The following is a 13,397-nucleotide window of genomic DNA, read 5'->3' as shown; positions in this document are numbered from 1 at the left end:
ACCTCTAAGTGTCAGGCATAATAAAAAGGTCTTGAGAAGCTAAAAATGATAGATACAAGACTGGTAAAATAAAGAATGCAACACTCCAAAAATCTAAATAAACATATAGCAATGCACCTAAAAAAGCCCCAATAACGAAACCTAAAACAATACTTAGACTATGCTCAAGCTTACTTCGATTTTCTGCGGATCGATTCCGAAGATAGTTAGAAATATCAATGCCGAGTTGAGTCGTGTTCCCTGTCATCATCGTACTTGGACTGATATGCTTAATCAGTGTTTTACTCGAAGTATTACGTATCGCCAAAGCAATAAGTCCTAATCCCCCAGTCACCGCAATGGTAATGCTATCTGGGTTGGTAAAAGGTTCAAAATAAATACCCGCCAGCATAAAAGCTGTTAGAAATATTGCTTCCGCCAGAAATAAAGCAGATAAGGTTTTACTTTTTTGACTACTTTTATCAATCAAATATTTAGTGATTGCAACAGTTAGAATAAATAGCGGAATAGCGGCTAATTTAATCCACAACCCTGCACCGCCTTTAACCCAAGCAGCACCAGCTAAAACCAAGTTACCTGTTACGTGTGCTGTAAAAAATCCAAATAAAGCGATAAAGCCGATCGTATCAATCGCACCACCAACTATCGTCAGTAAAACAGGATCACGGCATGTTCTCCAGACACTATGTTTTCTCTCAAATTCGGTTTGCATTATTTCCACCTTATTTATTGTTTGATTAGAAGTTTAAACGTGTGGTTAATCCAAAAACCCAAGCATCCTTGACCTCTTTGAGACCACCTGCCTGATGTACAAACTGGAGATTAGGACGAAACATCACACTAGGTGACCAATTAAATGTGTAATTCAGCTCAACATTTGTTTCATCATATTGAACAGGCACATATGCTGGATTTTGATAATCTGTAATTTGATTGACCTTATTTTCCAATTCCTGCCGTACTCGTAATCGCTTATTTACTTCCGTTCTTGCTAAACCCAATCCCATCGAGTCATTTGGTCGTGCATTAAATAAGCCTTTATATTGCAAAGCAATCTGTTGTGAACTCAGCAGCTCTGAAGTGGCTTTATCATTGATATTTAAATTGAGAAAAAAGGTTAGTCCACGTTTAGGATCATCAGAATGTTGTGTCAACTGTTGTTGTGCCACAAACCAAGTATTGTATTTGCCTGAATGTACTTGTCGTTGTTGAGCTAATAATTGGGCTTCGCCTTGCGCATCTCTTAACACATCAATCGCGTCAGCCGTACTATAAAATGCACCGAAGCGATAGATGCCATTTAGACCATTTGGCTGTGGTCTCCAAACCCACTCCACAGGGATTAACACACCTTTTGAACCATCCGTACTTAGATTAAAGCCTTTACTCCTTTTTGTATTTTCAGGATTGGATTCATACACGCCTATAGCTAAAGTTGAAGCGGAATTGAGATCATATTTAATATTTGCAGCCCAAACCGTAATGGGCCAGTTATACCAGAGTTCAGAAACAGTTTTACCGACTTGAGAGCCACAAAGTGTTAAGTTTTGGAACTCGCAGGGTGCAGAATTGAAATCTTCCCCCATATTCATTCGACCTAGCTTTACAGTGATTCCTTGTTGCTCAAAACCCTTTTGAATCGAAGCCTGACTCAATCGCCAAACAGGGCCACGTCCACTAATCTCTTGCACGTTACTAAATTGACCAGTTCTTGGATCAGCTATACGGTCCGTAGATAATGATCGACCATCTCGTTTGCTGATACTAATTTTTGCTTGAGTATTCTGCCAACCACTCAATTTCTCCAGATCTAAAGTCGTTCCAAAAGTCCACTGATTAGCATTACGAACAGTTGAATCATCGTTAAAGCCACCATCTATATTGGTCGCGGTTTCATTGGTGAAAGAGAGATTAAAATCAATACCTTGATCAGATAGATTGTTACGCTTTCCGTTCCAATCTCCTAATAAATACTGACGATTTTGTGAATAAAATTCATCTGCATAGATATAAGTCGATGTAGTCAGACTACAAAGATAAAAACCACAAAGCGCCATTGTTCTTGTTTGAATCGAAAGATATTTCATCACTCCCCCTACAAAAGAAATTAAAAAGAGGCTAGATGTATGATTTAAAGATCTACAATACTGAATAATTTATATGCTTTTAAATCACACCTAGCGTTATAGGCTATGAAGGGAAAAAGTCTTTAATCAGAGGTATGAGTTTTTCACCCACAACCATACCCAACAATCCAACTAAAGCAACAATTGGTGGAGCTGGCGAACGTACATTTAAAACGTAATACAACACGCCGACCAACAACCCCACTCCCAAAGATAAGAGGTACATTTTCATCGCGGAAATCTCAGAGGTATGACCAATCAAGTCATACCTCAGCAAAAGAAAGGATTAAAATGCGAAGCAAGAACAGCCTAATGCTCCCCAGAAAGATTTTTTATCTTTCACAGGAACATCGAGAACCCAAGCATGACTATGACCATGCATGCCACAACTATTGGTGCATGCACAAGCGGCAGACTTAGCTTGCAATGGTTGATTAGAAGGTGCATTGCGATTTTCTGTAGCCCGCCAGTACCCCCCAAATTTTCTCACAGGCGACCATGTTGGTGAGGCTGGAGGTAACGGTGAATCATCTTGTTTAAATTCAGCACCCGCATATACGATTTTTCCACCGAAAACGGTCATTACTGATTCAATATTTTTTATTTCTTCAGCCTCAACTGAGAAATAATCATCGGATAGGACAACTAAATCGGCTAACTCACCTTGCACTAAAGCACCTTTGACACTCGCTTCACCTGAGAACCATGCAGAACCTTTGGTCCAAAGTTTCAATGCAGTCTGACGGTCTAATAAATTTTTCTCATCGTATAACGGTAGTCCACCTACGGTTTTTCCTGTCGTTAACCAATATAGGCAAATCCAAGGATTGTACGACGCTACCCGGGTCGCATCTGTACCTGCCCCAACTGGCACACCTAACTCAAGCATTTTTTTCACTGGTGGCGTAGCTTTGGCTGCATCAGCACCATAACGATTAACAAAATATTCACCCTGGAAAGCCATACGATGTTGAATTGCGATACCACCACCCAAAGCACCAATTCGCTCTATGTTCTTTTCTGACACTGTTTCTGCGTGATCAATAATAAATCGAGTGGCAAAAGGTTTGCGTTCATTGACGCGTTCAAATACATCGAGGAATCGCTCAATACTTTCATCATAAGTCGCATGAATACGGAATGGCCATTTTTTCTCAGCAAGCAACTCTACGATGCGCTCTAACTCTGCATCCATACTCTTAACCAGTTCTGGACGTGGCTCGAGAAAGTTCTCGAAATCCGCAGCAGACCATGTCAAGTTTTCACCTGCACCATTCATTTGTAAGAATGCATCACCATCACCAGGAAAGGTCATCTCAGTCCACTTTTGATAATCCTGATATTCCTGACCTGCTTTCTGGGCAAATAGGTTGTAAGCAACACGTACCGTCATTTGCTCTTTTTGGTGCAGATGTTGAATGACATCATAATCTTCAGGATAGTTTTGCCCGCCACCACCTGCATCAATTAACGAGGTAATACCTAAGCGATTCAACTCACGCATAAAGTGACGCGTAGAATTGATTTGATCATCTCGTTCAAGGATTGGTGCTTTGCCCAAAGTTGAATATAGAATCATCGCTGACGGTGTTGCCAACAATAGGCCTGTCGGTTCACCTTTTTCATTGCGTTGAATCGTTCCACCAGGTGGATCTGGCGTATCTTTATTAAAACCTAGTGCATCCAAGGCCGCACGATTTAGCATCGCTTTAGCATATAAATGTAGAATAAATACAGGCGTATCTGGTGCAGCTTTGTTTATTTCATCTAATGTCGGCATTCGACGTTCAACAAATTGAAATTCATTCCAGCCCCCCACAACACGTACCCATTGAGGCGCTGGAGTATTTTCAGCCTGTTCTTTTAACAAGCGTAATGCATCAGCAACAGAAGGCACACCCTCCCAACGCAATTCCATGTTGTAATGCAAACCACCACGAATTAAATGTAAGTGACTGTCATTCAAACCTGGAATTACACGACGACCATTTAAATCGACCACTTTAGTAGTTGCCGTTGCCATTTTCATGATCGCATCATTATTATCAACAGCAACAACCTTACCCTCAGTAATTGCAATCGCTTGAGCTTCTGGTTGCTGTGGATTTAACGTGGTAATTTTTGCATTTCTTAGAATTAAATCAATTTGAGACATACTTTCACCCCACCAATTTGTGTAATGATTAAAAAGAAAGGCATGAGATCATGCCTTTCTATAGCGTTTTTATTTTGCAGGAACAGGTGGAATAACGTTATGTTTAGTCGTTGTACGCTCAGGTGCTTTATGCACCATTGTATAAGCATAGTCTACGCCCATACCATAAGCTCCCGAATGTTCACGCACAATCTCCATTACCGCATCATAAGTTTCACGGTGCGCCCAATCACGTTGCCATTCGAGTAAAACTTGTTGCCATGTCACAGGCACTACGCCTGCTTGAATCATACGTTGCATTGCATAATCATGTGCTTCTTTTGAAGTCCCACCTGAAGCATCAGCAACCATATAAATTTCATAATCGCCTTCAAGCATTGCACCGAAAGCAAATGTGTTATTACACACTTCGGTCCACAACCCAGACACAATAATTTTTTTACGGTTATTTTTAGCTAAGGCATCACGAACTTTTTGGTCATCCCATGAGTTCATTGAAGTACGTTCAAGCAAAGGCGCATCTGGAAAAACATCTAATAACTCTGGATAGGTATGACCAGAGAAACTTTCTGTTTCAACCGTTGTAATCGTAGTAGGAATCCCGAAGACTTTAGCTGCTTTAGCCAAACCCACAGTATTGTTCTTCAATACTTGACGATCAATTGACTGAACTCCAAAAGCCATCTGCGGTTGGTGATCAATAAAAATAACTTGGCAGTTAGTTGGCGATAATTGTTCTAAAAGTGATTTGTTCATTTTTAACTCGTTCGATGTAAACAACGTACTATTATGAAAACAAAACGTAATGTAAAAAAATAGATGGCGAAATTGAATCAGTTTGTCTGTAATTTAAAGACAATTAGAAACAAACTTGCTTCGTTGCGTTAAATACATGAATATAAATTTAATAATTTTCAAATGGATAAACTATGGACAGAATCGATTGCATCAATACGTTTTTAAGCGTCGTAGAACATGGAAACTTTAGTGCTTCAGCAAAAAATTTAAATATTTCAAGAGATTTAGTCTCCAAAAGAATTCAATATCTTGAAAATGATTTGAAGGTTTCACTTTTCATCAGAACAACTCGACGAATGAATCTAACCCCATGTGGAGAAAAGTTTTATCAACACGCGAAAGTCATGATGAGTGAATTAGAATGGGCGAAATATGAGATTAGTTATGATCAACAATATCCAGAAGGTGAATTAAAAATTAATGCGCCACTCTCATTTAGCCGTGATGTGTTGACGGATATCATTTCAGAGTTTATCCGTCAGTTCCCCTATATTAAAATCGATTTACATTTAACAGACAGCTTTGTAGATATTTATGAACAACAATTTGACCTGACATTAAGAGTAGATGATAAAGCGGATAACAACTTTCAAAATACTGTGATCGCGACATATAAACGTAGTTTTTATGCATCAAAAGATTATTTAGAAAAAAAAGGAATGCCCACGACGATCGATGACCTGAAACAACATGATATCTTGCTGTATAGCCAAAAAAACAGCCACAATAGAATCACCCTAAGTAAAAATGAAACAACTGAGTTGATTCAATGTTATCCAAAATTCATCTGCAATAATGGCGACCTTTTGCTGGATTTATGCACCAAAGGACATGGTATCGTCTTTTTACCAGATTTCATCGCTAAAAAATATTTTGATGCTGGAGAAATTTCCAGATGTTTAGAAGACTACCATAGCCCAATGATGAACTTTTATGCTCTCTATCCAAATGGTCAAAATATTTCGAAGAAGTTACAAATTTTCATTGATTTCTTGATTAAGCAATTCAATAAAATTAACGCTTGATATGCCCTTTAATTAATGAATGATTATTTACATGATTCTGGTCGTATAGGTCCCATCATTCTAATTACTTGTACTTATATCATCTTACAACAATGCTGTTGTAGTGCTGTTCTATATATAGAACAAGATAAACCATTTTCCCACTTGGTTTATTTTTCCATATCGCTCAGAATACTCATTCTATTTAACAACGTGAGACGTTCATGACTGATGCTTTGGTGTTGAGCGATTTGTCCAAAACTTATCGTAATGGTTTTCAGGCGTTAAAAGGTATTAATTTGACCGTGCCTGAAGGTGAATTTTATGCATTATTAGGACCTAATGGTGCAGGTAAATCGACGACGATTAGTATCATTAGCTCTTTAACCAAAAAAACATCGGGTTCAGTTGAAATTTTTGGGCATGACTTAGATACCCACCCTTCACATGCTAAGCAATGTCTGGGTGTTGTTCCTCAAGAATTCAATTTTGGTCAATTTGAAAAAACCTTTGATATTTTAGTGACCCAAGCAGGTTATTACGGTATTCCAAAAAAACTGGCGGAACAACGTGCCGAATTATATTTAGAAAAACTTGGCTTATGGGACAAACGAAACATTCAATCTCGTATGCTCTCTGGTGGTATGAAACGCCGCTTGATGATTGCACGTGCCATGATGCATGAACCTAAGTTGCTGATTCTGGATGAACCAACGGCTGGTGTCGATATTGAGTTACGTCGCTCGATGTGGGATTTCCTGACGGAAATGAACGAGAATGGAACGTCAATCATTCTGACGACCCACTATCTAGAAGAAGCTGAAATGTTATGCCGTCGTATAGCGATCATCGACCGTGGCGTAATAAAAGAAGATACCTCAATGAAAGGTTTCCTGAATCAAATGAATGAAGAATCATTCATTTGTGATCTGGTAGAACCGATCAATTCGATTGATTTTAATATTATTGGGTTCAACTTTAAATTAATTGATCCTGTGACCTTAGAGGTGACGATGGATAAAGCACATAACATGAATGATTTATTCTTATTGTTACAGTCACAAAATATCCACGTCAGTAGTATGCGAAATAAATCGAACCGCTTAGAAGAATTATTCGTCAAAATGGTTGAGAAGAATCTTGCAGGAGCGGATCAATGAACTTTAGTCAATTAAGAACCGCACTGTGGACTTTAGTCGTTAAAGAAATTCGCCGTTTTATGCGGATCTGGCCACAAACCTTACTGCCCCCTGCAATCACGATGAGTTTGTACTTTGTGATTTTTGGCAACTTAGTCGGCTCACGCATCGGTGAAATGGGCGGCTTTAGCTATATGCAGTTTATTATCCCCGGCTTAATTATGATGGCGGTCATCACCAACAGCTATGCCAATGTATCCTCGAGTTTCTTCAGTGCGAAATTCCAAAAAAGCATTGAAGAGCTGATTATGAGTCCTGTACCTCTACATTTAATCCTGTGGGGTTATGTGATTGGTGGCGTCTCTCGTGGTGTATTGGTTGGCTTGATTGTGACGATCATGAGTTTATTCTTTACCCATTTAGAAATTCATAATTTCTTTGTGACCATTTATACTGTCATTATTACTTCGTTATTGTTTTCACTTGGTGGTTTCATCAACGCTGTGTATGCAAAGTCATTTGATGATATTTCAATTATCCCAACCTTTGTACTGACACCCCTGACCTATTTAGGCGGTGTATTTTATGCGATTAGTGCGTTAAGCCCATTTTGGCAAAACTTATCTTTAATTAACCCAATTGTATATATGGTCAATGCCTTCCGTTTTGGTATTTTAGGGCATAGTGACGTGAATGTTTCACTTTCATTAGCCATTGTGACCTTATGCTGTGTTGTCCTTTATGCAATTGCATACCATTTATTATCTCGTGGTTCAGGAATGCGTGAATGAGTGTAGAACATTCTTTATTGGGGCAAGAGACCCAATATCCGACTCAATATCAGCCAGAAGTTTTATTTCCAATCTCTCGTGCTGAATCTCGTCACCAATATGCAGATGTTGAAGGGATCACGCAAGGTAAAGATTGGTGGCATGTGTTTGAAATTTCTTGGTTAAATCCACAAGGATTACCTCAAGTCGCGATTGGCCGTATTACCTTGCCTGCAAGCTCGCCAAACCTGATCGAATCTAAATCACTCAAGCTTTATTTTAATAGTTTGAATTTCACTCAATTTGCGTCTAGACAAGTATTCATTGAAACTGTTCAAGGGGATTTATCCAAAGCCGCTGGCGCAAGTGTGGAGCTTCAATTGTTTCACGTGGATGATCTAGAGATAACCAAACCTACAGGCATTTGTATTGATGATCTTATTCCTGAACGTTTATCTGAACATCCTGATGCAACATTGTTGCAACTTGATACTGCGACGCCTGACGATGTAGAAGTTGAGCTTTATTCCCATCTACTCAGAAGTAATTGTCCTGTGACAGGACAACCAGATTGGGGCACTGTTTTTATTCGTTTTCAAGGCAAAAGACCTTGTTATCGCAGCATATTAGCTTATATTATCTCGTATCGTCAGCATAATGGTTTTCATGAGCAGTGCGTTGAACAAATATTTGCGGATATTTGGCAATTGCTTAAACCAGAAAAGCTGATGGTCTATGCAACTTATACTCGTCGTGGAGGATTGGATATTAATCCATGCCGAGTTTCAGATTTGTCATGGATGCCCGAGCCAATTCGCTTGGCACGACAATAAAACGAATAAATTTGATATAGAGGACGTTCTTCAATGACCAGTTATTTCGGTATTCTTCCTTCTGCAAGCTTGAGTCAGGATATTCAACTTGCGCAAGCCAATCGTGACAGTAAAGAACCACAATACCCTTTACGTGATAAAATTTCTCTACAGCTTACTGATGAGTTAATTGACACCATGTTGGTTCATTTGGTTCAACAATTTCCACCAAGTGACAAACGAGATACCACTGAAGAACTTGCCCAAAAAATTCGTAGCATTGTTTCAACTTTAATGAAGCAGCTCTTAGGCAAAACATCCAATGATCAGGTTCTAGAATCATTGAAGTTTATGGAAAAAAGCTTGTTTATCGACAATGAAGGTAAACAACGTATTGGTACTGTACTACCTGATAGTCTTGTTACTGATATGAAAAAAAGTTTTGCTGAAGTTGAAGCTGGTAATGGCAAAGAACAACGTGATGCGTTAACACAACAGTTTAAAACGTTCGCAGATGCACTAATTCATCATTTTATGACCGAGTACAATAAAACACTTGGTCTAGGCATGGTAAAACGCGGTGTAGCAAGTGTGGCAACTAGTGGTGTAGAGACAGCTGTTCACATCGTAATTAAGAAATTAATTCCGAGCCTAAGCCAAGCAGAGCTTGCAGTGTTTGCTAAACATTTCGATCAATTATTGGTACAGAAATAATCTTCTGCTCCTGAAAAAACGGCTATTACAAAATAGCCGTTTTTTTATGCCAAATAAAACGTATAAGTGTCACAAATTCTAAATTTTCATTGTCTAAATCAGCGTTTATGTTAGCATTCTCGGAGCGTAGCTTTACCTGATTTAGAATCACATGTCCCCAAGCTCACAATACAAATTTCTGCGTCAAGCACCCCGCGATGGTTTAAGTACAGCCACGCAGCTTTCTCGTTGGCAACAATTACATATTGACCCCTGGCTATGCCTTTTCTTGATCTTAAATGCCATCCTTGGATTGACTATTTTATATAGTGCTTCCGCTCAGAATGTTGGCTTAGTCACGAGGCAAGCAATAAGTTTTGCTATCGGTTTTGGAGTGATGTTGAGCTTAGCTCAAATTCCACCCAAAGTTTATCAAGCCTTCTCTCCTTACTTTTACGTTTTTGGTGTGTTGTCACTACTTGCCGTCATGGTGTTTGGTGAAGTGCGTATGGGCGCACAACGGTGGATTGATATTCCGGGCTTCGGTAGTGTGCAACCCAGTGAGTTTATGAAAGTCGGCATGCCGATGATGATTGCATGGTTCTTGTCTCGCAAAGCTCTGCCCCCTAGCTTTTCTCAAGTCATGCTCTCATTAGTCCTGATCATTATTCCTTTTTTACTGATCGCAGAGCAACCAGACTTAGGCACATCATTACTGGTTATTGCAAGTGGTATCTTTGTGCTCTTTTTAAGTGGTTTATCTTGGAAGCTAATCGCCGCAGCAGCAGGTGCTGTCGCCATTATCATTCCGATTGCATGGACATTTTTACTGCATGGCTACCAACGTCAACGTGTACTGACGCTTTTAAATCCAGAAGCTGATGCCTTGGGCACAGGTTGGAATATTATTCAATCAAAAACAGCGATTGGTTCAGGTGGGCTCTCTGGAAAAGGCTTCTTAGAAGGCACTCAATCCCATCTGCATTTTCTTCCTGAAGGTCATACCGACTTTATTATTGCCGCATATTCTGAAGAATTTGGTCTAATTGGTGTCACCCTACTGATTTTTCTATATTTAGCAATTATTTTTAGAACATTCCAAATCGGGTTACAAAGCTTCCATAACTATGGACGTTTGATTGCTGGAGCATTTGGTTTGTCATTTTTTGTTTATGTATTTGTAAATGCTGGTATGGTCAGTGGTATTTTACCCGTAGTGGGTGTGCCTTTGCCATTCATGAGTTACGGCGGAACTGCGATTATAACGCTGATGTCTACTTTTGGACTGGTTATGTCCATTCATACGCATCGATAACGAGGAATCTTATAAACATATGTTGCATAAAACTTTAAATAATACAGTTAAATTTCTTAGCTTGAGTGCCAGTTTATTTCTAAGCTGTAATTGGGCACATGCAAATGAATTTTACACCCATCCAAATTATATGGCTTTTAAACAAAAAGCGATGACAACATATAATTTGAGCGGTGAACAAATCGATACTGCGATGAGTGGTGCGCGTAATATTCCTAACATTCTCAACATTATGACGCGTCCTGGTGAAAGTAAACCTTGGTACGACTATCGTTCGATGTTTTTAGCTGAAGGAACGATTCAGCGTGGCGTCCGTTTTAAAAATCAATACGAAGATATACTCAATCGTGCAGAACAGCAATTTGGTGTACCTAAAGCCGTCATTCTAGGGGTTCTAGGGGTAGAAACAGGATACGGTGCAAATAAAGGCTCTTTTGTCACCCGTGATGCTTTAGCAACGCTTGCATTTGGTTACCCTCGTCGTGCTGATTACTTTAGTGATGAACTAGCAGCGCTGATCGCATGGACCCATAAAGAAGGCTATCCAACCAATAGTATTGTAGGCTCATATGCTGGCGCAATTGGCTATCCACAATTTATGCCAAGTAATATTCAAAAACTCGGCGTAGATTATGATGGTAATGGTCATATTGACTTAAGAAACTCTGCTGTAGACGCAATTGGATCAATCGCTAACTATTTAGCTAAACATGGTTGGGAACGAGATCGACCAATTGGCTTCCCTGCTCGCTATTTAGGAAATGATCCAGAAAGTGTAATTGCGAAGGATTTGACCTTACCTAGACCTTACGGTGAACTCAAGCGCTTGGGTATATCGCCTGTTAACCCTTTGGTAAAAATCGATGATTTAGACCTTGTAAATGTCATTGAATTACAAGATCGTTCTGGTCCTATCTATTATATAACTTATCCAAATTTCCAAGTCATTACGACCTACAACAGAAGCCGTATGTATGCGACTGCTGTATGGTTATTAGGCACTGAAGTAGCTAGTCGATAGACTAGCTTTTTTAACTTTTAAACAAAGTCAATAATTTTATTATTAAAAAAGTGCATTTTTTGGACCAAATTCATATTTAGTTACAATATTGTTCATTTTTTAATCAAAAACTGTATGTTTTTGTTCTTTTTGTTGCTATTTATCTTTATTGACTAGACACACTTCATAACCGATGAATATTATCCACCCCAAGTGTACGGGCTGTTCAAACTCTTTAAGTGGTTACAACCGCCCCCAAATTGCAAATTGCAAAAGTGAATAATTAGACATGTGCACTATATTTCAGACAGTTTGATTGAAATAGAAAAGCATGTTCTCTAGGAGTTTATACAATGCAGTTTTCGCTAAAATATATTCTAGCGCTGACAGCCGGCTTAAGTTTAAGCCCGTTACATGCAGAAATGGTACAATCTTCATCATTAAATAATGATGTGGAAGGATCAAACTTAGCCGCTCGTGTTTTAAGTAAAGATTCTCAAAATTTTAATTCGCGTCTTTCTAACGTCAATAGTCTTTCAATCACTGAGCGTTCGGGTGACCAAGTACGTCGCCAAACGATTGCAGCAAAAATTGACATCCCTGAAGAAGAGCCTTCAGTGATTGAAAAGCTAAATGCAGTTGCTTCGAACACAGTTCGTAAGTTTAGCCAAACTGGCGTTGCATCTTGGTATGGTCGTCAATTTCATGGCCGTAAAACAGCAAGTGGTGAAACATTCGACATGAATGCAATGACCGCTGCTCACCGTAGCCTTCCACTAAACTGTTATATCCGTGTAACAAATCGCGATAACGGTAAAAGTGTTGTAGTAAAGGTAAATGACCGTGGTCCTTTCCATGGTAATCGTGTTCTTGATTTATCTTATGGTGCAGCGAAGCAAATCGGACTTACAAATGCAGGTCTTGGTAAAGTGAGCATCGAACGTGTAGACGGACCTAACTCTTAAGTTACAGTCAGTCACACCATCCATAAAAGCCACCTAGTGTGGCTTTTAGTATTTTTACACAGCAACACACACCATACCACCCTGCAGATATTTTGACCCATCCATCTTTCTTCGGTATATTGAGATAATTAAAAATAACCAAGATCGCAAGGAGAGCGCTGTGAAATCAATCGACGAATGGTTCGACGAATACAGTGAAAGTCATCAAAACCAAACCAATAAAAAAATCCATTGGGTATGTGTTCCCGCGATTCTTTTTTCGATTATTGGTATTCTTGCGCACTTTAGTACGTTATTAACCGCGCTATTACTGGTTTTAACTTTAGTTTTCTATGCTCGTCTAGATATTGTGCTTGCGGTTGCAATGGCTGCTTTACTCGCTGTTATGGCATGGCTGATTATTATCTTACCTGTAGGCATCGGTTTCTATATCGGCATATTCGTCATCGCTTGGATTGGTCAATTTTACGGGCATAAAGTGGAAGGCAAAAAACCATCTTTCTTTAAAGACTTACAATTCCTCCTGATTGGCCCTGTATGGTGTATGGACGCTTATTTAGCTAAAGTCCTACCTAAATGGAAATCTCGTCAGAAATTGGCGCTTACAAGCTGATTTAGCG

General features: G+C 39.2%; 14 protein-coding genes. 9 read left to right on the top strand and 5 right to left on the bottom strand.

The window, feature by feature from the left end; all coding sequences use genetic code 11:
- Positions 1 to 4: 4 nt before the first annotated feature.
- From EXE30_RS12615 to EXE30_RS12595, 5 genes are all read right to left on the bottom strand, one after another.
- A complete protein-coding gene (locus tag EXE30_RS12615; RefSeq protein ID WP_130162698.1) occupies positions 5 to 712 on the bottom strand; it encodes a YoaK family protein in 708 nt (235 codons plus the stop codon).
- Between the two features lie 25 nt (positions 713 to 737).
- A complete protein-coding gene (locus tag EXE30_RS12610; protein WP_130162697.1) occupies positions 738 to 2,087 on the bottom strand; it encodes a carbohydrate porin in 1,350 nt (449 codons plus the stop codon).
- Between the two features lie 103 nt (positions 2,088 to 2,190).
- Entirely contained in the window at positions 2,191 to 2,358 is a 168-nt protein-coding gene (locus EXE30_RS12605; RefSeq protein ID WP_017394405.1) for a DUF1427 family protein, read from the bottom strand.
- A 54-nt stretch (positions 2,359 to 2,412) separates the two neighbouring features.
- Entirely contained in the window at positions 2,413 to 4,281 is a 1,869-nt protein-coding gene (locus EXE30_RS12600) for an amidohydrolase (protein ID WP_130162696.1), read from the bottom strand.
- 69 nt (positions 4,282 to 4,350) lie between these two features.
- Positions 4,351 to 5,037: a hydrolase gene (locus tag EXE30_RS12595; RefSeq protein ID WP_130162695.1), complete on the bottom strand. Its 687-nt coding sequence runs from the start codon at positions 5,035 to 5,037 to the stop codon at positions 4,351 to 4,353.
- Between the two features lie 173 nt (positions 5,038 to 5,210).
- On the opposite strand from EXE30_RS12595, the gene EXE30_RS12590 reads away from it, so the two are divergent.
- The 9 genes from EXE30_RS12590 (at position 5,211) to EXE30_RS12550 (ending at position 13,390) form a co-directional block, all read left to right on the top strand.
- Positions 5,211 to 6,104 carry a LysR family transcriptional regulator gene (locus tag EXE30_RS12590; RefSeq protein ID WP_130162694.1) on the top strand — a complete coding sequence of 298 codons (894 nt, stop codon included), beginning with the start codon at positions 5,211 to 5,213 and terminating at the stop codon, positions 6,102 to 6,104.
- A gap of 203 nt (positions 6,105 to 6,307) precedes the next feature.
- Complete coding sequence (locus EXE30_RS12585) at positions 6,308 to 7,243, top strand: ABC transporter ATP-binding protein (protein WP_130162693.1); 936 nt, start codon at positions 6,308 to 6,310, stop codon at positions 7,241 to 7,243.
- A complete protein-coding gene (locus tag EXE30_RS12580; RefSeq protein ID WP_130162692.1) occupies positions 7,240 to 8,013 on the top strand; it encodes an ABC transporter permease in 774 nt (257 codons plus the stop codon). Before EXE30_RS12585 ends, EXE30_RS12580 begins: the two co-directional genes overlap by 4 nt.
- Complete coding sequence (gene queF / locus EXE30_RS12575) at positions 8,010 to 8,825, top strand: NADPH-dependent 7-cyano-7-deazaguanine reductase QueF (RefSeq protein WP_130162691.1); 816 nt, start codon at positions 8,010 to 8,012, stop codon at positions 8,823 to 8,825. Before EXE30_RS12580 ends, queF begins: the two co-directional genes overlap by 4 nt.
- A 33-nt stretch (positions 8,826 to 8,858) precedes the next feature.
- The gene (locus tag EXE30_RS12570) at positions 8,859 to 9,518 is read left to right on the top strand and encodes a hypothetical protein (RefSeq protein WP_130162690.1); all 660 of its coding nucleotides are present in this window, start codon (positions 8,859 to 8,861) and stop codon (positions 9,516 to 9,518) included.
- Between the two features lie 151 nt (positions 9,519 to 9,669).
- Positions 9,670 to 10,812 (top strand): rod shape-determining protein RodA, encoded by a 1,143-nt coding sequence (gene rodA, locus EXE30_RS12565; protein WP_130162689.1) that lies wholly within the window; start codon positions 9,670 to 9,672, stop codon positions 10,810 to 10,812.
- A 19-nt stretch (positions 10,813 to 10,831) separates the two neighbouring features.
- Positions 10,832 to 11,833, top strand: coding sequence for a lytic murein transglycosylase B (gene mltB, locus EXE30_RS12560; protein ID WP_130162688.1), 1,002 nt, complete (start codon positions 10,832 to 10,834; stop codon positions 11,831 to 11,833).
- A 332-nt stretch (positions 11,834 to 12,165) separates the two neighbouring features.
- A complete protein-coding gene (locus EXE30_RS12555) occupies positions 12,166 to 12,777 on the top strand; it encodes a septal ring lytic transglycosylase RlpA family protein (RefSeq protein ID WP_130162687.1) in 612 nt (203 codons plus the stop codon).
- Positions 12,778 to 12,937: 160 nt separating this feature from the next.
- Positions 12,938 to 13,390 (top strand): Mpo1 family 2-hydroxy fatty acid dioxygenase, encoded by a 453-nt coding sequence (locus EXE30_RS12550; protein WP_130162686.1) that lies wholly within the window; start codon positions 12,938 to 12,940, stop codon positions 13,388 to 13,390.
- Positions 13,391 to 13,397: the final 7 nt, after the last annotated feature.

Source organism: Acinetobacter halotolerans (genome assembly GCF_004208515.1).
Taxonomy (GTDB): domain Bacteria; phylum Pseudomonadota; class Gammaproteobacteria; order Pseudomonadales; family Moraxellaceae; genus Acinetobacter; species Acinetobacter halotolerans.
This window is presented reverse-complemented; position numbering and strand designations above follow the sequence as displayed.